Here is a 19,852-nt window from a genome sequence, read left to right as displayed (position 1 = left end):
CTGCGGGGAAAGGAAAGGCTCTCGAGCACCGCCTGGGAAGCGCGCGTGGACACGGGCGCGGCTGGTTGCTCAACCGTTGCCCTTCAGCATAGTGCAGCTGCACTATGCTGGGCCATCCGGTGTGCTGGCCGGGACGGCGCCCCCGGCGCCGACGAGCGGAGAAACGGGTGGCGGATGGGTGGGGCAATGGTCGAGGGGACGCGCCCGGGTGCCAACGGCGCAGTCGCAGGCGTCGGCGAGGCGGGGGAGCAGGAACTGCGCCGCCTGCTGGCGGGCCTGACCGCGGTCCGCGACGGCGACTTCGGCATCCGGCTGCCCGGCGGCACCGACGGGCTGCTCGGGGAGATCGCGACCGTCTTCAACGGCATGGCCGACCAGCTGTCGCTGTTCACCTCCGAGGTCACCCGCGTCGCCCGTGAGGTCGGCAGCGAGGGGCAGCTGGGCGGCCAGGCGAAGGTCCCGGGCGTGTCCGGCACCTGGAAGGACCTCACCGACTCGGTGAACGCCATGGCCGGCAACCTGACCACCCAGGTCCGCGACATCGCCCAGGTGGCGACCGCGGTGGCCAAGGGCGACCTGTCGCAGAAGATCGACGTCGACGCGCGCGGTGAGATCCTCGAGCTCAAGGACACCGTCAACACGATGGTGGACCAGCTGTCGTCGTTCGCGGACGAGGTCACCCGCGTCGCCCGCGAGGTGGGCAGCGAAGGGCGGCTCGGCGGCCAGGCCCAGGTGCCCGGCGTCGGCGGCGTGTGGCGCGACCTCACCGACTCGGTGAACTTCATGGCCGGGAACCTGACCGACCAGGTCCGCAACGTCGCCCAGGTGACCACGGCGGTCGCGAAGGGCGACCTCTCGCAGAAGATCACGGTCGACGCCCGGGGCGAGATCCTCGAGCTGAAGAGCACGATCAACACGATGGTGGACCAGCTGTCCTCCTTCGCGGACGAGGTCACCCGCGTCGCCCGCGAGGTCGGCACCGAAGGGCGGCTCGGCGGCCAGGCCGACGTCAAGGGCGTCTCCGGTACCTGGCGCGACCTCACCGACTCGGTGAACTTCATGGCGGGCAACCTGACCGACCAGGTCCGCAACATCGCCCAGGTCGCGACCGCGGTCGCGAAGGGCGACCTGTCCCAGAAGATCAACGTGACCGCCCGCGGCGAGGTCCTGGAGCTCAAGGACACGCTGAACACGATGGTGGACCAGCTGTCCGCGTTCGCGGACGAGGTCACCCGGGTGGCGCGGGAGGTGGGCACCGAAGGGCGGCTCGGCGGCCAGGCCGACGTCAAGGGCGTGTCCGGCACCTGGAAGGACCTCACCGAGTCGGTCAACGTCATGGCCGACAACCTCACCGCGCAGGTCCGCTCGATCGCCCAGGTCACCACCGCGGTCGCCCGCGGCGACCTCTCGCAGAAGATCCGGGTCGACGCCCGCGGCGAGATCCTGGAGCTGAAGGAGACCATCAACACGATGGTCGACCAGCTGTCGGCGTTCGCGGACGAGGTCACCCGCGTGGCGCGCGAGGTCGGCACCGAGGGCAACCTCGGCGGCCAGGCGACCGTCCGGGGCGTGTCCGGGACCTGGAAGAACCTGACCGACAACGTCAACGTGATGGCGTCCAACCTGACCGGCCAGGTCCGGTCGATCGCCCAGGTCGCGACGGCGGTCGCCCGCGGTGACCTGTCCCGCAAGATCACCGTCGAGGCCAAGGGCGAGGTCGCCGCGCTGGCCGACGTCATCAACACGATGGTCGACACGCTGTCGGCGTTCGCGGACGAAGTCACCCGCGTGGCCCGCGAGGTCGGCACCGAGGGCATGCTCGGCGGCCAGGCCCGCGTGCCGAACGTCGCCGGCACGTGGAAGGACCTCACCGACAACGTCAACTCGATGGCGAACAACCTCACCGGGCAGGTCCGCAACATCGCCCAGGTGACCACCGCCGTCGCGCAGGGCGACCTGACCCGCAAGATCGACGTCGACGCCCGCGGCGAGATCCTCGAGCTCAAGACCACGATCAACACGATGGTCGACCAGCTCTCGGCGTTCGCCGCGGAGGTCACGCGCGTGGCGCGCGAGGTCGGCAGCGAAGGCCGCCTCGGCGGCCAGGCCGAGGTCGAAGGCGTGTCCGGCACCTGGAAGCGGCTGACGGAGAACGTCAACGAGCTGGCCGGCAACCTCACCCGGCAGGTCCGCGCGATCGCCGAGGTCACCAGCGCCGTCGCCGAGGGCGACCTGACCCGCTCGATCACCGTCGACGCCTCCGGCGAGGTCGCCGAGCTGAAGGACAACATCAACTCGATGGTGGAATCGCTGCGCGAGACGACGCGAGCGAACCAGGAGCAGGACTGGCTGAAGTCCAACCTCGCCACCATCACCGGGCTGATGCAGGGCCGCCGCGACCTCGCCGTCGTCGCGGCCGCGGTGATGGACGAGCTCGTCCCGCTGGTCAACGCCCAGTACGGCGCGTTCTACCTGGCCGACGACACGACCGAGGTGCCCGAGCTGCGGCTCGTCGGCGCCTACGGCCACCCGGACGACGGCGACGGGCCCGCGATCCGGTTCCGGGTCGGCCAGTCGCTGGTCGGGCAGGCCGCGCGCAGCCGCCGCCCGATCGTCGTCGACGACGTGCCGCCCGGCTACGCCACCATCTCCTCCGGGCTCGGCGCCACCGCGCCGGCCGGCCTGATCGTGCTGCCGATCGTGGTCGAGGACCAGGTCCTCGGCGTGCTCGAACTGGCGTCGGTGCACGGCTTCACCGCCGTGCACCGGGCGTTCCTCGAGCTGCTGATGGAGCAGATCGGCGTCAATGTCAACAGCATCGTCGCCAACGCCCGCACCGACGAGCTGCTCGGCGAGTCCCAGCGGCTGACCGCGGAGCTGCAGGCCCGCTCCGAAGAACTCCAGGCGCGGCAGGAAGAACTCCAGTCGTCCAACGCCGAGCTGGAGGAGAAGGCGGCGCTGCTGGTCACGCAGAACCGCGACATCGAGACGAAGAACCTGGAGATCGAGCAGGCCCGCCAGGAGCTGGAGGCCCGCGCCCAGCAGCTGACGCTGGCGTCGAAGTACAAGTCGGAGTTCCTGGCCAACATGAGCCACGAGCTGCGCACCCCGCTCAACAGCCTGCTGATCCTCGCCCAGCTGCTCGCGCAGAACCCGACCCGCAACCTCACCGCGAAGCAGGTCGAGTACGCGGGCATCATCCACTCCGCCGGGTCGGACCTGCTGCAGCTGATCAACGACATCCTCGACCTGTCGAAGGTCGAGGCCGGGAAGATGGACGTCACGCCGGAGCAGGTGTCGCTGCGCGGCCTGCTGGACTACGTCGAAGCGACGTTCCGGCCGATGACCTCGCAGCGCAACCTCGACTTCCGGATCACCGTCGCCCCCGGCTCGCCCACCGAGCTGCTCACCGACGACTCGAGGCTGCGGCAGGTGCTGCGCAACCTGCTGTCGAACGCGGTGAAGTTCACCGAGGTCGGCGGGATCGAGCTGCACATCGAGCCGGTCGACCCGGAAACCCTGCCCCGGCCGCTGCGCGCGCACGGGCCCGCCGTCGCCTTCCGGGTCACCGACACCGGGATCGGCATCGCCGAGCACCAGCTGGAGTCGATCTTCGGCGCGTTCCAGCAGGCCGACGGCACCACCAGCCGCAAGTACGGCGGCACCGGCCTCGGCCTGTCGATCAGCCGCGAGATCGCCCAGCTGCTCGGCGGGGTCATCACCGCCGAAAGCACGCCCGGCGAGGGCAGCTCGTTCACGTTCTCGCTGCCGGTCGCGCGGCCGGACTTCGCGCCGCTGCCCGCGGGCGAGCACCCCGGCACCGCTCTCACGGCCGGCGACCCCGGCGCCGGCGTCACGACGTCGGCACCGCGGTCCCACCGGCGGCTGCTGGTCGTGGAGGAGCGCCAGCACGGCCTGCTGACGCTGGTCGCCGAGAGCGCCGCCGCGGACCTGGCCGACAGCCGGGACATCGGCATCTCGCCGGCCGAGGTCGAAGTCGTCACCGCCGTCGGCACGCAGGAAGCCGCGGCCGCGCTCGCCACCGACGCCTACCACTGCGTCGTGCTCGATCTCGACCTGCCCGACCGCGCGGCGTTCGGGTTCCTCGACGCGATGCAGGGCGACAGCGCGCTGCGGCTGGTGCCGGTGCTCGCGCACAACAGCCGCCGCCTCGACGGCGAGCTGGAGCAGCTGGTGCAGTCCCGCGCCGGCATGCAGTCGCTCGAAGTGCTGGCCGGGCTGGACGAACTGCGCGAGCGGATCGCGCTGCACCTGTCGGCGGAGGAGCCCGGCGCGGTGCTGCCGCTGGTCCGGCCGGACGAGCCGGCCGCGCCGGTGCGCGCGGCCGACGTCGACACGACCCTGGCCGGGCGCACGGTGCTGATCGTCGACGACGACCCGCGCAACGTGTTCGCGCTGACCGGGATCCTGGAGCTGCACGGCATGCAGGTGCTGCACGCCGAGGACGGCCGCAAGGGCGTCGAGACCGTCGCCGCGCACCCCGGCATCGACCTGATCCTGATGGACGTGATGATGCCGGAGATGGACGGCTACACCGCGACCGCGAAGATCCGGGCGATGCCGGAGCACGCCGGCATCCCGATCGTCGCGGTGACGGCGAAGGCGATGCCGGGCGACCGCGAGAAGAGCCTCGCCTCGGGTGCCACCGACTACGTGACCAAGCCGGTCGACGCGGACGACCTGATCGCCCGCATCAAGCGGCACGTGACGGCGTGATCGGGTGACCGCCGACGAGGAGACGCTGCCGGTGCTCGCGCCGCCGGCCGAGGTGTCCGCCAACCTGGCCCGGCTCGCCGACACCGTCGCCCGCCTGCGCGGCGAGGTCGACCACGCGCACGCCGTCGCCGACGGCCGCGCGCTGATCGAGCTGGCGAAGGGCGTCCTGATGGAACGCCTGCACTGCACGCCCGCCGACGCCGCGCGGCAACTGGACACCCTCGCCGAACGCGCGGGGCTGACTCCGCTGGAGTTCGCCGCGGACGTCGTCGGCGAAGCTGCCGAGGACCGGATTTCCGAGGTGACGCAGGAGTTCCTGGCCCGCGCCGAAGGCGAGGACTCCGTCGCGGTCCGCTTGCGCACCGCCGAAAGCGGCGTCCTGGCGGCCGGCGACACCCAGCGCGTCGCGGAGTCCATTTTGGAGCACGCCCTGCGGCCGCTCGGCGCGACGGCGGTCGCGGTGTGGCTCGCCGGGCCCGACGGGTCGATGACCCTCGCCGGGTCGGCGGGGTTGTCCGCCGAGGAAGCCGCGCGCTGGCGGTACGTCCCGCCCGGCGTCGCGACCCCCGCCCGCAGCGCGCTGATCGAGCGCGACACCGTCTGGTTCCCGACCCTCTCCGGCGGCGGGCTGCCGTCGATCGGGCAGCACACGCTGGGCGAAGGCGGCCGCGTCGCGGTGCCCACCGGCACCGGCGGCCGGATCATCGGCGTCGTCGAGATGTGCTGGCCCGAGCCCCTGCCCCCGGAACCGGGACGGCTGCGCCGTCAGCTGGAGGCGCTGGCCGAGCTGTGCGCGCACACGCTCGACACCTGGGACGGCGTGATCGCGCCGGTGGCGGCCGACGGTTCGGGCGACTTCCTCGGCGAGCTGGTGGACTTCGTCGACGGCCTGCACGACCCGGCCGTGCTGCTCTCGCCGTGCCTCGACGGCGGCCGGCTGAGCGACTTCCGGATCCACCACGCCAACGTCCGGTTCGCCGACCCCGGCGGGCGGCCCCGCAGCCGGATCGTCGGCACGCGCCTGCTGGAGACCTATCCGCTGGCCGCCGAGGAGAGCGGCCTGCTCGACATGATCCAGCGGGTCTACGCCACCGGCGAGCCGTTCCGCGCCGACAGCATGGCGATCACCACCCTGGTCGACACGGTGCCGCTGACCGTGCTGACCGACATCAGCCTGACCCGGTTCGCCGGCAACGTCCTGCTGATCCTGCGCATCCAGGACGACGCGGCGAAACTGGCCGTGCTGCTGCAGCACGCCCAGCGGCTCGGCCGGATCGGCGGGTTCGAAGAGAACGTCGTGACCGGCGCGATCACCTGGAACACCGAGCTGTTCTCGCTGTACGGCCTGCCCGCCACGGCGACGCCGCTGTCCTTGCACGACCTCGCCGCGCACGCGCACCAGGACGACGCCCAGGCGATCGGCCGGTTCCTGCGCGCGGTGCTGCACCACCGGCGTCCGTCGTCGACGGCGTTCCGGCTGCAGCGTTCCGACGGCGTCGCCCGGCACATCCGGGTGGTCGCCGAGCCGGTCGTGGACGGCCGCGGCGAGCTCGTCGCGGTCCGCGGGGCCTACCAGGACGTCTCGGCGCAGCACTGGACCGAGGTGGCGCTGGCGGCGACGCGCGACCGGCTGGCCGAGACCGAGCAGCAGGCGATCGAGCGCAACCGGCTGGCGCTGCAGCTGCAGCACGCGATCATGCCGCCGGCGAAGGGCCCGATCGACATGCCCGGCCTGCGCGCGGCGGTGCGCTACCGGCCGGCCGAGAAGGAACACCTGGTCGGCGGCGACTGGTACGACGCGGTGGCGCTGCCGACGGGCGAGGTCCTGCTGTGCGTCGGCGACGTCGCGGGCCACGGCATCGACGCGGCCACGGGAATGGTGAGCCTGCGCAACGCCCTGCGCGGCCTGGCGGCGACGGGCGCGGGGCCGGCGCAGCTGCTGACGTGGCTGAACCTGGTGGCCTACCACCTGACCGACCACGTCACGGCCACGGCGGTGGCGGCGGTGTACGACCCGGCGCACCGCAAGCTCCGCTGGGCCCGCGCCGGCCACCTGCCCCCGATCGTCCGCCACCGCGACGGCGGCGCGACGACGTTGCCGCTGATCCGCGGCCCGTTGCTGGGCGCGGTCCGCGACGTCACCTACGAGGAGTCGGACGTCGAGCTCGACGAAGGCGACATCCTGCTGATCTACACGGACGGGCTGATCGAGCGGCGGGACCGTCCGGTGCAGGAGACGGTGGCCCGGTTGGTGTCGCTGGTGAAGGGGCACGACGGTGGGTTGGAGCACCAGCTGGACACGCTGCTGACGTACAGCACGGCCGACACCGACGACGACACGTGTGTGGTGGGGATCGAGGTCCGGACGACGCCACCGGCCTGACGCGCTTAGCCGGCGTAGAGGAACACCCAGGAGTGCATCTCGTCCGACTTCACGGGACGGACGCCGTGTTCACCGATCTGGACCCCGTACTGCAGCAGCCCGTCCGGGACCGCGGACACCGTCAGGGAGAAGACGCACGCAGTGCCGATGGGAGTGGATTGAAAGGTTCCGTTCGGCAATGTGCCGTGAGCGATTACATCGCCATTGCCGTTGTAGACGCGAATCGGAGCACCAGCGGCCGCGTCCGAGTAGGTGCCAGTTCCTCTGCATGCGGCGCCCTGAGCGATCGCTTCTTCACCGCTGGCGGGGATATCGAAGGCGCCGTTCATGGTGAAGGTCGGTGCCGACGTGGTCGAGGTGGGACGCGCGGCTGATCGGTCACCTCGGCTCGGCTCCGGCTCGGCGGGCGCCTGGCGGGAGCACGCGGTGAGCGCAGCTGCGATCGCCCCGGAAGCAACCACTACCGCGATCATGCGCTTCATGGCCCATCGGTCGCGCGGATGCCGTAGCGTGTTACGCCATCCGGTCGCCACGCGCAGACCCCCACCTCCGGTGCCGGCCGCCCGGGCCGAGAGCTGGCCTCCGCCCCGCCGCTGTGCTGTGCTGGAGGTCATGGCCACCGTGAGCGTCCGGTACGTCGTCGACGACGTCGATGCCGCGATCTCCTTCTACTGCGGGTACCTCGGGTTCACCGAGCGGATGCACCCCGCGCCCGGGTTCGCGATGCTGACCCGCGGCGACCTCCGGCTGCTGCTCTCCGCGCCCGGCGGTGGCCCGGGTGGTGGGGCCGCGGTCGGCGGGGTCACCCCGGAGCCCGGCGGGTGGAACCGGTTTGCCCTCGAGGTCGACGACCTGGCCGCCGAAGTCGAACGGCTGGCCGCCGCCGGCGTGCGGCTGCGGGGGGACGTCGTCCACGGGGTCGGCGGGGATCAGGTGCTCGTCGACGACCCTTCCGGCAACCCCGTCGAGCTGTTCCAGCCGACCCGGGACGAGGCTCGGCTCACGGATTGACGGCCAGCACCAGGAACCCGGCCAGCAGCACCAGGTGCACGCCGCCCTGCAGGCGGGTCGCCCGGCCGGGGACCACCGTCAGCACGCTCACCACCACGGTCAGCGCCAGCAGCACGATCTGCGTCGAACCCAGCCCCAGCAGGAGCTGGACCGGCAGCCACACCGACGCCAGCGCGATCGCCGGGATCGTCAGGCCGATGCTCGCGATCGCCGAGCCGTAGGCCAGGTTGAGGCTGATCTGCATCCGGTCGCGCTGGGCCGCGCGGACCGCGGCGAGGGTCTCCGGCAGCAGCACCAGCAACGCGATCACCACCCCGACGAACGACTGCGGGAACCCGGCCGCGCGCACGCCGGCCTCGATCGCCGGGGACTCCACCTTCGCCAGCCCGACCACCGCGACCAGCGCCACCAGCAGCAGCGCGAGGCTGCCCAGCGCCGCCCGGGTCGACGGTGGTTCCGCGTGGTCGTCCTCCTTGACCTCGCCGTCGGCCGCCACCGGGAGGAAGAAGTCGCGGTGGCGGACGGTCTGCGTCAGCACGAACGTCCCGTACAGCACCAGGGACGCGAGCGCGGCGAACGTCAGCTGCGCCGGGGAGAACGCCGGGCCCGGCGTGCTGGAGGTGAACGTCGGCAGCACCAGGCTCAGCGCCGCCAGCGTCGCGACCGTGGCCAGCGCGGCCCCGCTGCCTTCGGGGTTGAACAGCGTCGAGCCGTAGCGCCGCGCGCCGACGAGCAGGGAGATGCCGACGATGCCGTTGGTCGTGATCATCACCGCGGCGAACACCGTGTCCCGCGCCAGCGACCCGGCCTCCGGCCCGCCGGAGACCATCATCGTGACGATCAGCGCGACCTCGATGACAGTGACCGCGACCGCGAGCACCAGCGACCCGAACGGCTCGCCGACGCGGTGCGCGACGACCTCCGCGTGGTGCACCGCGGCCAGCACCGTCGCGCCCAGCGCGATCGCGACGACCGCCACGAACACCGGGCCGAGGTCACGGCCCCACGCCAGTGCCAGCACGACGATCCCGAGCACCGGCGTGACGGAGGTCCAGGACGTCAGGAAGGATCTCAGCGCGGCCATGTCTCCACCCTGGCACACCGACGGGAGAACCGCCTGGTCCTAAGGCGGTTCTCACATAGTCCCTTGTGGACGGTCGAGGCCGGCGGCCAGGACGTACCGCCGGAAGGTTTCGCTGAGCGGCGGGAGAGTCCGCCCGGCCGCCCAGGCCAGGCCGATGTCGCGGGCAGCGTCCACATCGGTCAGTGCGAGGTGCGGCGCCGGGAACGTCGCGGTGTGCGGCAGCGGCAGCACGGACACGCCGAGCCCGGCGGTGACGAGCCCGCGCAGCGTCTCGACTTCGTCGCCCTCGAACCCGATCCGCGGCGTGAACCCGGCCTCGGCGCACAGCCGCTCGGTCGTCTCGCGCAGGGCGTAGCCGGGCCGCAGGAGGATGAACGTCTCGTCCGCGAGATCGGCGAGGCGGACCCGCCGGCGCCCGGCGAACCGGTGGTGCGGCGGGACCGCGAGCCGCAGCGGCTCGACGAGGAGGCGTTCCCAGTGCAGCTGCGGGTGCCCGGGGTCGCCGCTGGTGATGACGAGGTCCGCCGTGCCGTCGAGGAGCTCTGCTTCGAGGCCCGCTTCGCCATGCTGCCGCAGCTCGAAGCGGGCGCCGGCGTGCTCGCGCAGGAAGCCGCTCAGCACCGACGGAACCAGCCACGTGCCGAACGTGTGCAGGAAGGCCAGCGGCACCACGCCGGTGCCCGGGTCGACGATCTCGGCGACCTCGCGCAGGCCCTGGTCCAGCTGGTCGAGGACGAGCTCGACGTGCCGCCGGAACGCGTGCCCGGCCGGGGTCAGCCGCAGCACCCGCCCGGACCGGCGGAACAGCTCGGCGCCGGCGTCGTGTTCGAGCCGCCGCAGGGCCCGCGACAGCGCGGGCTGGGTGAGGTGGCCCCGCGCGGCGGTCTCCGTGACGGTGGCGCCGCCGGCGACCTCGCGGAAGAGCCGCAGCGTCTGGACGTCCATGCGCTCAGTGTATGGATTTTCAGCCAATCAGGCATTGGACGCATCGGTGGTGACGGGCCACCCTGGAGGTATGGCAACCGTGGCAGAACAACTGGTCAGGACCCTGCGGGACGCGGGTGTCGAGCGCATCTACGGCATCGTCGGCGACAGCCTCAACCCGATCGTCGACGCGGTCCGCCGCACCGACGGCATCGAGTGGGTGCACGTCCGGCACGAGGAGACCGCCGCCTTCGCCGCGGCGGCCGAGGCGCAGGTCACCGGCAAGCTCGCCGTGTGCGCGGGCAGCTGCGGGCCGGGCAACCTGCACCTGATCAACGGCCTGTTCGACGCCCACCGCTCCGGCGCGCCGGTGCTCGCGATCGCGTCGCACATCCCGTCCAACCAGATCGGCACCGGCTTCTTCCAGGAGACCCACCCGGACCGGCTGTTCGCCGAGTGCAGCCACTTCAGCGAGGTCGTGGCGGACCCGGCGCAGCTGCCGCGGCTGCTGCGCATCGCCACGCAGGCCGCCGTCGGCAAGGGCGGCGTCGCCGTGCTCACGATTCCCGGCGACCTCGCCGACCGCAAGGCCACCGGCCCGCTGACCGAGCGCCTCCCGCTGGTCACGCCGTCGCCCGCGGTGCCGTCCCCGGAGACCGTGCAGGAGCTCGCGGACCTGCTGAACTCGGGCGAGAAGGTGATGCTGTTCGCCGGCGCGGGCGTCCGCGGCGCGCACGACGAGGTCATGGCGCTGGCGGAAAAGCTCGCCGCGCCGGTCGGGCACTCGCTCGGCGGCAAGGAGTGGATCCAGTTCGACAACCCGTTCGACGTCGGCATGAGCGGCCTGCTCGGCTACGGCGCCTGCTACGACGCGATGCACGAGGCCGACCGGATCGTGTTGCTGGGCACGGACTTCCCGTACGACAACTTCCTCCCGCAGGCCCGCACGATCCAGCTCGACCACGACGCCTCGCGCCTCGGCCGGCGCACGCCGCTGGACCTGGCGGTGCACGGCGACGTGCGCGAGACGCTGCGTGCGCTGCTGCCGCTGCTGCGGCCCCGCACCGACCGCGCGTTCCTCGACCGGATGCTGCGCGAACACGTGCGGAAGCTGGAAAAGGTCGTCGGCGCGTACACGGGCAAGATCGAGCAGCGCCGGCCGATCCACCCGGAGTACGTCGCCTCGGTGCTCGACGAGGTCGCCGCCGACGACGCGGTGTTCACCGTCGACACGGGCATGGGCAACGTCTGGGCCGCGCGCTACCTGACCCCGAACGGCCGCCGCCGCGTGCTCGGCTCGTTCCGCCACGGCAGCATGGCGAACGCGCTGCCGCACGCGATCGGCGCGCAGCTGTCCCAGCCGGGCCGCCAGGTCGTGTCCCTCTCGGGCGACGGCGGGCTCGCGATGCTGATGGGCGACCTGCTGACGCTGCCCACCTACGACGTCCCGGTGAAGGTCGTGGTGTTCAACAACGCCACGCTGGGCATGGTGAAGCTGGAGATGCTCGTCGACGGCCTCCCGGACTTCGGCACCGACCACGCACCGGTGAACTTCGCGGCGATCGCGGCGGCGTGCGGGGTGTTCTCCGTCCGCGTCGAGGACCCGGCCGACGTCCGCGGCGCGCTGGAGAAGGCGTTCGCCCACCCGGGCCCGGCGGTGGTCGAGGTGGTGACCGACCCCAACGCGCTCTCGATCCCGCCGCGCATCACCGGCGAGATGGTGCGCGGATTCGCCTTGGGCGCGACGAAGACGGTGCTCAACGGGGGCGTCGGCAAGATGGTCGACCTGGCGCGCGCCAACCTGCGCAACGCGCCGCGGCCGTGAGCCGGCGGGTGGCCACCACGCCGTTGTGGTGGCCACCCGCCCGGTTCACGGGTCGGTGACGATGATCCCGGCGGCGGCCAGGTGGGCCAGCGCCGAAACCAGCCGGGCCCGGCTGGTTTCGGCGAGCTCCGCGGCGTCGAGCGCGTCGCGGGCCGTCGCGTGCATCGCCAGGGCGCGGGCGAACCGGACCACGTCCGGAGCGTCGAGCAGGCATCCTTCCCGGCGCTCGTGGACGAGCGCGTCGAGGGTCACCAGCGGGTTCATCCGGTACGACGCGTCGAGGTCCACTGTGGACTCCGGTGGGTCACTCGTGGACGATGACGCCGCGGATGTTCTTGCCGTCGCGCAGGTCCTGGTAGCCCTCGTTGACCTGCTCGAGGGTGTACTTGCGGGTCACCAGCTCGTCGAGCTTCAGCTGCCCGGCGTCGTAGAGGCGCAGCAGCCGGACGATGTCGTACTGCGGGTTCGCCGAGCCGAACAGCGTACCCTTGATCGTCTTCTCGAACAGCGTCAGGACGCCGCCGGAGACGTGCACGGTGAGCTTCTCGGGGTTGGCGAGGCCGGTGATGACGACCGTGCCGCCCTTGCCGACGACGTTGAACGCCTCGCTGACGACGTCTTCGTCGACCGTGCCGACGGTGATCAGCGCCTGGTCGGCCAGCTGGCCCCAGGTGAGCTCGGTGACCTTCTCGGCGGCTTCGGCCGCGGTCGCGAACGCGTGGGTGGCGCCGAACTTGAGCGCCGTCTCCCGCTTGAACTCGATCGGGTCGACCGCGACCACGTACTTCGCGCCGGCGTGCTTGGCGCCCTGCACGGCGTTGATGCCGATGCCGCCGATGCCGTAGACGACGGTGGTGTCGCCGGCCCGGACGCCGCCGGCGTAGTTGGCGGTGGCCCAGCCGGTCGGGACGCCGCAGCCGACCAGGACGGCGGTTTCCAAGGGCAGCCAGTCGTCGACCTTGACGACGGAGTGCTGCGAGATGGTGGCGCGCTCGGAGAACGTGCCGAGCATGCACATCGCGCCGAAGTCCTGCCCGCCGCCGTGGAAGCGGAAGGTGCCGTCCGGCATGTGGCCGTCGAGGATGGTGGCGCCCATGTCGCAGAGGTTCTGGCGGCCGGTCGAGCAGTAGCGGCAGGTGCCGCAGTTCGGGATGAAGCTGCAGACGACGTGGTCGCCCGCCTGCACCTTGGTCACGCCGGCGCCGACTTCTTCGACGATCCCGGCGCCCTCGTGGCCGCCGATGATCGGGAAGCGCGGCACGAGGTCGTTGTCGATCAGGTGCAGATCCGAGTGGCACAACCCGGCGGCGGTGTACTTGATGAGCACCTCGCCGGGACCCGGGCCGTCGAGGTCCAGCTCCATGATCTCGAACGGCTTGCCGGCATCGAACAGTACGGCTGCCTTGGTTTTCACGGCCATCTCCTCCACGTGCGGCGGTGCGCTCTGCGTTGCCTCGATTGTGTGGAGCGGGGGAGGGGACGGAGTGTCCAAATCCCGGACACCCGGGGCGCTCGGGCTCAGCGGACCCGCAGGGCGCGCATCCGGTTGTAGAGCGTCGAGCGGCTGATGCCGAGCTGCTTGGCCGCCCGGACCTTGTTGCCGTCGCAGGCTCGCAGCGTCCGGACGATCACGTCGTACTCCGCCTGCTCCCAGCCGCTCAGCGCGCCGCCCGGGGCCGTCTCCGCACAGCCCGGTGCCACGTCCTCCGCCGTCAGGTCGCCCGCCGAACGGCGGTCGGCCGCGCCCGCCAGGACTCCGGCCAGCTCGCGGAGGTTGCCCGGCCACTGCTGCGATCCCAGCAGTTCCAGCGCGCCCGGGGTCAGCCGGAGGGAGTCGCCGAAACCGCGCAGCAGCGCACGGGCGATCGCCGGGATCTCGTCGCGCCGCTCGCGCAGTGGAGGCAGCTCGATCCGCCGGTGCATGCGCGCCGCCAGGGTCGCCTGCTCGCCGCGCAGGTCCGCCGGTGGACCGCTGAGCAGCGCGAACCACGCCGTCGTCGTGTCCAGCAGCCGGGAGAGGCGAACCGCCGCCAGCGGGGGCAGCAGCTGGATGCCGTCCACCACGAGCAGGCCGCGCATGGACGCCCCCGCCTCCACCCGCGCGCACCACTCGGCTTCGCCGGCGACGACGTCGGACGCGTCGAACTCGTGCAGCGGCTCGTCCCCGGCGACGACGCGCGCCGCCGTCGTCCGGCCCGCGCCCGGCTCGCCGGAGATCAGCACGCGCCGGCGGGCCCGGCCCGCGCCGCGGAGCCGCTCGTCGATCTGCTCGGGGAAGAGGCCGCGCGCGGCTCGCGGGCGCGACACGACCGGGCTCGACGTCCGCACCGGCGCCAGCTCGAAGAGCAGCCCGGCGTTCGCCGACACCGCCTCGACGCGCACCTCGACCGGCGTGCCCGACGTCAGCCGGAGCCGCCGGAGCCCGCGCCGGGTGCGGCCCAGCTCCCGCAGCAGCCGGTGGTCGGCCGTGTCGACCAGCTCGGTCGCCGCCGTGTTCGCGAGCACGACGTCCTGGCCGAGCGCCAGCACCGCGCACGCCCGGTGCTGCACCGACTGGAACGCGGCCAGCAGCTGCTGCTCGGCGAGCTTCGCACCGTCGAGCAGCCGCCGTTCGATGTCGGCGACCGCGCGGCGCAGGAACGGGCCGAGCAGCGGGTTCGCGTCGCCCGCCGGGCCGGTGATGTCGAGGACGCCGGCGAGCCGCCGCGTCGCCGGGTGCACCACCGGGTGGCCGTAGCAGGTGAACTGCTTCATGGCTTCGAGGAAGTGCTCGTCGCCGTCGACGGACACGCCGCGGCGGGTCTCGAACGGCGTCGCGAGGGAGTTCGTGCCGGTCCGCTCCTCCAGGAACTGGCAGCCGGGCACCGCGCTGATGTTCTCCAGCGCCAGCTCGACCGACCGCTCGCTGAACCGGCGGGCCACGATCCGGCACTCGTCGTCGGCCAGCACGACGCAGAAGCGCGTCCCGGCCAGCTGCCGGGCCAGCTCGTCCAGCACCGGCGAGGCGGCCCGCAGGAGCCGGCTGCGGCTGTCGACGTCGGCGACGTCCAGGCGCTCGACCGACGACGCCGGCGAGAGCCCGGAAAGCTCCGCCCGCCGCCACGACTGCGCGATCTCGGTCCGCAGGTCCACTCGCACTCCTCGCCGAGCCGATCGGTGTCCCCGGACTGCCATCATCACACGCGGCGCAAGTGCGGTGCACCGTCCCGGCGGAATCCGTTGCGGCACAGGGGTTACGCGCCCCACTCCGGCAGCCGGACGCCGTGCAGGCCGCGGTAGGCGGCGCGCTCGGGTTCGCGCCGCCCGTCGAGCAGGCCGTCGCGCGGCTTGAACACCTCGACGCCGATCGGGTGGCAGACGTCGATCGGGTCGCGGGCGCCCGGACCCCAGAGCGGGATGGACAGGTCGCCGCCCGGGCAGGTGGACAGCGCGCACAGCAGGTCCAGCTCGGCGAAGAACTCGAAGTGGTCGCCGGGGCGGGCGGGGCAGGCCTTCATGAAGTACCGGTCCTCGTCGTTGAGGCCGGTGCACTGGAAGACGTTCAGGACGTCGTGCACGTCGAACTCGGTCAGCCCGAACGGCGCGACCGCGCGCACCAGGTTCGAGTGGCAGTGGAAGTCGAAGTCCTCGCCGGTGAGCATCCGGTTGACGTACGGGTCGCAGCGGGTGCCGAGCAGGTCGTGCACCCGGCCGCCGTCGGAGTCTTCGCCGTAGTTTTCGAGGGTGTCGGCAGTGATCGTCGCGAGCGGGCGGAGGAAGGGCAGTGTCGACCAGAGCCGGTCGAACGTGCTGACGTGCGCGCGCTGCAGCTGACGGGTGCGCGCGGCCCAGAAGCGTTCGCGGGGGTCGGCGGCGTTCCACAGGTTGAGGTCGCCGACCTGCGGGCCGTCGACGGTCTTGAGCCGGCAGAGGTGACCCGCGGGCACGCGCCACGCGCGGCCCGAGCGGATGGGGACTTCGAAGGCGTCGACGAGCTCCCGGCCGTCGTCCTCGGCGAGCCGCCGGTAGAAGTCCCGGTCGACGTCGAGCGCGCGGCCCTGGTAGGCGGCTGGGGGCATCGTGTCTCCCTCGTGCGTGCGGATGCGGTTCCAGCATGCCCGGCTACGCACGGTGGTGTTCGATCACTCGTTCGGCTGCTGGGGCGGCGGCGGGTCCGCTCTTACCGTCGAGGGAGCTCTACTCGTGGGAGGAGTGTGCGGCGGTGCTCGTGGCCTTCCAGCGCACCGGTGACGAGCGGCGCCTGCCCGCCGCCGCGGAGCACCTCGTGGGGTTGCTGCGTTCGTGGGGCCGGGGTCCGGATCACCTGACGGGGTTGGCACTGGCGGGGATCACGGTCCCGAGCCGCCGCGGTCCCCGGGTGGTGGACGCGCTGGTGTTCACCCGATCGGGCGTGGTGGTGATCGCGGCGCACGAGCCGGGGGTGGGCGTGTCGCCGGGGCCGGAGGAGCGAGCGGGAGCGGGAGTCGCGGCGGCGAAGGGGGCATTGGCCGCACATGACGGCGGGCGGTACGTGACGGGGCTGGTCGCGGTCGTGCCCCCGATCTCCGAGGCGGATCTGGGCGGACGATTGGCCGAGCCGGCGGCGGATTCGGTGGCGATCGAGCCCGGGCTTGGCGGCCACGAGGAACTGGTGGCCGGGCTGCCCGAGCCTCGGTCGGCGGACGACCCGCGACCGGAGTCCGGATCACACGAGCGACTGCCGGACATGACGGCCGAAACCGGACTGGCAGCCGTTCCGCACCCCCGCGAACCCGAATCCGTCCCCGACGTGGCCGTCGTCCTCGCCGATCCTCGGGGCCTGCGCCGGATCATCGGGCAGCACAACCGCTGGCGCACCGTCTGGTCGGCCGACGACGTCCTCGACGCCTGCTACGCCCTCTCCCTCGCCCACCTGGCCCCGCCCCGGTCGGCCCTCCTCGCCGACGGCTTCCCCGCGCGCATCCCCGCCCGGCTGCCCGTGCTGCCCGCCGTCGTCCAGGTCGCGCCCGATCCGCCGCCGCCACCGCCCACGGCCGACGAGGAGCCCCTCCCGCAGATCCCCGTCCAGCGCGGTCAAGCCGTCTTCCCGCGGCAACGGCCCATCCGGCTCGTGCCGTGGGCGCTGCTCTTCGTCCTCACCGTGCTCGTCACCGTGGGGGTCATCGCCGCGGTTTTCGTCGCGCAGGTCTTCCACGGCTCGTAAAGTTCGCGCCAACTACGCCATCTGCACCGTTTCTCCGCGACTCCGCTTGGGCACCTCCCGGTAGACGTGAAAGGGGTTCACGATGCCGCGCACCCGAGCGCTCGTCCTGCTGGCCGTCCTCACCGGCGTTTCCCTCACCGGCTGCAAGGTGCCGGACGGGCTCGCCGCCGGGAGCCGGCCCACCGGCACGCAGCAGGCTCCGCCCATCGCGCCCGCCGAAGCGCGGGCTCAGCTGGCGAAGCTCCCGATCGCCGTGCGCGGCACCATGGACGGCTACAGCCGCGACAAGTTCCCGCACTGGGACAAGGTCGACGGCGCCTGCGACACGCGCGAGCAGGTGCTCAAGCGCGACGGCAAGGACGTCACCACCAACGCCGACTGCGCCCCGAAGTCCGGTACCTGGGTCAGCGCCTACGACGGCGAAACCTGGCACAAAGCGTCCGATGTGGACATCGACCACATGGTTCCGCTCGGGCAGGCCTGGGTCAGCGGCGCCAAGAAGTGGACCCAGGAACGCCGCGAGCAGTTCGCGAACGACCTGATCCGCCCGCAGCTGCACGCCGTCACCGACAACCTCAACGAGCAGAAGAGCGACAAGGCCCCCGACCAGTGGAAGCCGCCGCTCGTCTCGTACTGGTGCACCTACGCCACGGACTGGATCGTCGTCAAGAGCAACTACGGCCTGACGATCACCGTCCCGGAGAAGACGGCTCTCGAGACCATGCTGCAGCGCTGCTAGAACGAGCGCGCCGCCGCGAGCGCCCGGCCGGCGTACGACCGTCCGAACAGGACCGTGTGGACCAGCAGCGGGAACAGCTGGTGCAGCCCGATCCGGTCGCGCCACCCGTCGGCCAGGGGCGCTTCCTCGTCGTACGCGGCGACGACGCGGTCGAGGTGCGGGCAGCCGAACAGGTGCAGCATCGCCAGGTCCGTCTCGCGGTGCCCGCCGTGCGCGGCCGGGTCGATCAGCCACGCCTCGCGCCCGTCCCACAGGACGTTGCCGGTCCACAGGTCGCCGTGCAGCCGCGCGGGCGGCTCCGCCGACGCCGGGATCCGGGCGCAGGCGCGCTCGAACACCGCCGCCTCCGAAGCGTCCAACGTCCCCGCGTCGACGGCCCGCCGGACGTACGGCAGCACCCGGTCCGACGCGTACCACGACGCCCAGTCTCCGGCCGGGACGTTCGCCATCGGCGCGAGCCCGATCCACGCGTCGGCCGGCCCGTCCGGGGGAGGCGAGCCGAACGCCGGCGCGCCGGCCGCGTGCAGCCGGGCCAGCCCGCGGCCGAAGCGCTCCGCCGCGGCCGGGGACGGACGCCCGGCCGGGACGCGGTCGATGACGAGCGTGTCGTCGTCCTGGCCGCGGACGAGCGGTACCGGGACCGTGGCCGTCGCGGCCAGCCAGCGCAGGCCCGCGGCCTCGGCGGCGGTCGCGCCGGGGGTGTGCCCCCGCTTGACCACGACGTCACGCGGATCGCTCATGTCCCGCACGGTACCGGCGCGCTACGGTGGTCGCCGGAGACAGGGGGAGCGACAGGTGACGGTCACGGTCCGGAAACTCGAATCGCTGCTCGGCCGGCTGGCGGAGGTCCAGCGGTCGGAGGCACGCGACTACTCGTCGTTCAGCGTGCGCGGCAAGCGGTTCGGCTACTTCTGGCCGCGGACCCGGACCGTCGGTCTCAAGCAGGAGATCTCCGAACAGCTCGCGCTGGTCGCGGAGCGGCCCGACGTCTTCGAGGTCCAGTTCACCGCCGGCGGCTTCGGCTGGGTCGTGGTGTACCTCGACAAGATCGACGCCGACGAGCTGGCCGAACTCCTCTACGAGGCGTGGCGGCTGTCGGCGCCCGACGAACTCGTCGAGGAGACGCCCTTCACCAAGATCGCCCGCGCGTAGAGCAGGTCGAACCCCTGCCGCTGCACGTTCTGCTGCGATTTCGACCCCGGCTGCGTCGTGACGACGGCGACGTCGCACCCGGCCTCGGCGGCCGCCGCGAGCCGCGCCCGCAGCAGGGCCGTCTGCACCCCGCGGCGCCGGAACCGCGGCACGGTGGCGGCGCCGGTGAACTGCGCGATCCCGTCGGTGACGCGGAAACTCGCCCCGCCGGCGAACTCGCCCTCGCGCTCGGCGACGTAGCGCCGCACGCCGGCCATGTCCCGCATCGCGTCGATCACGGTCTGTCGCGGGAAGTCCTCGTGCGACGGCACGCCCTCGATGTCGGCGACGGCGAACGCGTCGGCGATCTCGGCCAGCCACGTTTCCAGTTCGTCGTCGCCGGCGAGCCGCACGCCGTCGGGGGCGGACGACTCGCCGACCCGCCGGCCGAGCACGTTCTCGAACGACTCCAGGTGGTAGCCGCGCCGGGTGAGGAACGCCCCCACCGCGGGGTCGGCGAGCTGCGCAAGCTCGACCTGCACCGGCGCGCCCAGCTCGGCGAAGGCCTGCTCGACCTCGTCGAGAGCGTCGGGCAGGCCGTCGAAGCCGAGCCCGGCGATCTTGTTGAACGGCGAATCCGCCTCCGCGAAGCTCGCGACGCCGCCGGCGAGCGGACGCGCGAACCCCACGGAGTCCCCGCGCCGCGCTCGGGCGGCGTCGCTGCTTTCGGCGATCAACCGGGCTTCGGCGCGCTCGATGCGCGCGGCGAGCGCGGTGCCGCAGAAGAGCCGTTCCCCGTCCATGTCCCCAGACTGGCGGACGCGGACGGGGAACTC

Annotated in this window: 16 protein-coding genes; 7 read left to right on the top strand and 9 right to left on the bottom strand. The window is 72.5% G+C overall.

The genetic code is table 11. The features are described 5' to 3' along the window. The first annotated feature begins 186 nt into the window (after positions 1–186). Together ABFJ78_RS14390 and ABFJ78_RS14385 are read left to right on the top strand one after the other, a co-directional pair. On the top strand, positions 187–4,737 hold the full coding sequence (locus ABFJ78_RS14390) for a HAMP domain-containing protein (RefSeq protein WP_436386607.1): 4,551 nt from the start codon (positions 187–189) through the stop codon (positions 4,735–4,737). A gap of 4 nt (positions 4,738–4,741) precedes the next feature. Next, positions 4,742–7,120 (top strand): SpoIIE family protein phosphatase, encoded by a 2,379-nt coding sequence (locus ABFJ78_RS14385; RefSeq protein ID WP_436386605.1) that lies wholly within the window; start codon positions 4,742–4,744, stop codon positions 7,118–7,120. Between the two features lie 5 nt (positions 7,121–7,125). Here ABFJ78_RS14385 and ABFJ78_RS14380 read toward each other — a convergent pair whose 3' ends face one another. Beyond that, positions 7,126–7,602 (bottom strand): hypothetical protein, encoded by a 477-nt coding sequence (locus ABFJ78_RS14380; RefSeq protein WP_436386602.1) that lies wholly within the window; start codon positions 7,600–7,602, stop codon positions 7,126–7,128. Between the two features lie 130 nt (positions 7,603–7,732). Between ABFJ78_RS14380 and ABFJ78_RS14375 the strand changes: the two genes are divergently transcribed. Further along, positions 7,733–8,131, top strand: coding sequence for a VOC family protein (locus ABFJ78_RS14375; RefSeq protein ID WP_436386600.1), 399 nt, complete (start codon positions 7,733–7,735; stop codon positions 8,129–8,131). Here ABFJ78_RS14375 and ABFJ78_RS14370 read toward each other — a convergent pair. Further along, positions 8,121–9,215, bottom strand: coding sequence for a calcium:proton antiporter (locus ABFJ78_RS14370; protein ID WP_436386597.1), 1,095 nt, complete (start codon positions 9,213–9,215; stop codon positions 8,121–8,123). The two genes, ABFJ78_RS14375 and ABFJ78_RS14370, sit on opposite strands and share 11 nt — an antisense overlap. A 51-nt stretch (positions 9,216–9,266) precedes the next feature. Then, positions 9,267–10,160: a LysR family transcriptional regulator gene (locus ABFJ78_RS14365; RefSeq protein ID WP_436386595.1), complete on the bottom strand. Its 894-nt coding sequence runs from the start codon at positions 10,158–10,160 to the stop codon at positions 9,267–9,269. A 70-nt stretch (positions 10,161–10,230) separates the two neighbouring features. Between ABFJ78_RS14365 and ABFJ78_RS14360 the strand changes: the two genes are divergently transcribed. Beyond that, positions 10,231–11,964 carry a pyruvate dehydrogenase gene (locus ABFJ78_RS14360; protein ID WP_436386593.1) on the top strand — a complete coding sequence of 578 codons (1,734 nt, stop codon included), beginning with the start codon at positions 10,231–10,233 and terminating at the stop codon, positions 11,962–11,964. A 45-nt stretch (positions 11,965–12,009) separates the two neighbouring features. On the opposite strand, the gene ABFJ78_RS14355 is transcribed toward ABFJ78_RS14360, so the two are convergent. The 4 genes from ABFJ78_RS14355 to ABFJ78_RS14340 all read right to left on the bottom strand — a co-directional run bounded on the left by ABFJ78_RS14355 (position 12,010) and on the right by ABFJ78_RS14340 (position 16,022). Continuing rightward, positions 12,010–12,252 carry a hypothetical protein gene (locus tag ABFJ78_RS14355; protein WP_436386591.1) on the bottom strand — a complete coding sequence of 81 codons (243 nt, stop codon included), beginning with the start codon at positions 12,250–12,252 and terminating at the stop codon, positions 12,010–12,012. A gap of 16 nt (positions 12,253–12,268) precedes the next feature. Then, a complete protein-coding gene (locus ABFJ78_RS14350; RefSeq protein ID WP_436386589.1) occupies positions 12,269–13,378 on the bottom strand; it encodes an NDMA-dependent alcohol dehydrogenase in 1,110 nt (369 codons plus the stop codon). A 104-nt stretch (positions 13,379–13,482) separates the two neighbouring features. Beyond that, a complete protein-coding gene (locus tag ABFJ78_RS14345; RefSeq protein WP_436386587.1) occupies positions 13,483–15,096 on the bottom strand; it encodes a sigma-54-dependent Fis family transcriptional regulator in 1,614 nt (537 codons plus the stop codon). A gap of 101 nt (positions 15,097–15,197) precedes the next feature. Further along, positions 15,198–16,022 carry an urea carboxylase-associated family protein gene (locus ABFJ78_RS14340; protein ID WP_436386586.1) on the bottom strand — a complete coding sequence of 275 codons (825 nt, stop codon included), beginning with the start codon at positions 16,020–16,022 and terminating at the stop codon, positions 15,198–15,200. A gap of 143 nt (positions 16,023–16,165) precedes the next feature. Between ABFJ78_RS14340 and ABFJ78_RS14335 the strand changes: the two genes are divergently transcribed. After that, positions 16,166–17,146 (top strand): hypothetical protein, encoded by a 981-nt coding sequence (locus ABFJ78_RS14335; protein ID WP_436386584.1) that lies wholly within the window; start codon positions 16,166–16,168, stop codon positions 17,144–17,146. Positions 17,147–17,228: 82 nt separating this feature from the next. Beyond that, positions 17,229–17,885, top strand: coding sequence for an HNH endonuclease family protein (locus ABFJ78_RS14330; protein ID WP_436386582.1), 657 nt, complete (start codon positions 17,229–17,231; stop codon positions 17,883–17,885). Here the strand turns inward: ABFJ78_RS14330 and ABFJ78_RS14325 are convergent. Continuing rightward, the gene (locus ABFJ78_RS14325) at positions 17,882–18,625 is read right to left on the bottom strand and encodes a fructosamine kinase family protein (protein WP_436386580.1); all 744 of its coding nucleotides are present in this window, start codon (positions 18,623–18,625) and stop codon (positions 17,882–17,884) included. The two genes, ABFJ78_RS14330 and ABFJ78_RS14325, sit on opposite strands and share 4 nt — an antisense overlap. A gap of 55 nt (positions 18,626–18,680) precedes the next feature. Here ABFJ78_RS14325 and ABFJ78_RS14320 point away from each other — a divergent pair, with 55 nt between their 5' ends. Next, positions 18,681–19,037: an MmcQ/YjbR family DNA-binding protein gene (locus ABFJ78_RS14320; RefSeq protein ID WP_436386578.1), complete on the top strand. Its 357-nt coding sequence runs from the start codon at positions 18,681–18,683 to the stop codon at positions 19,035–19,037. Here ABFJ78_RS14320 and ABFJ78_RS14315 read toward each other — a convergent pair. Then, entirely contained in the window at positions 18,962–19,819 is an 858-nt protein-coding gene (locus tag ABFJ78_RS14315) for a GNAT family N-acetyltransferase (RefSeq protein WP_436386576.1), read from the bottom strand. The two genes, ABFJ78_RS14320 and ABFJ78_RS14315, sit on opposite strands and share 76 nt — an antisense overlap. Positions 19,820–19,852 lie beyond the last annotated feature (33 nt).

This window comes from Amycolatopsis sp. MEPSY49 (assembly GCF_051337345.1).
Lineage (GTDB): Bacteria > Actinomycetota > Actinomycetes > Mycobacteriales > Pseudonocardiaceae > Amycolatopsis.
Note: the sequence above shows the minus strand (reverse complement) of the source record. Positions and strands in the feature narration are given on the sequence as shown.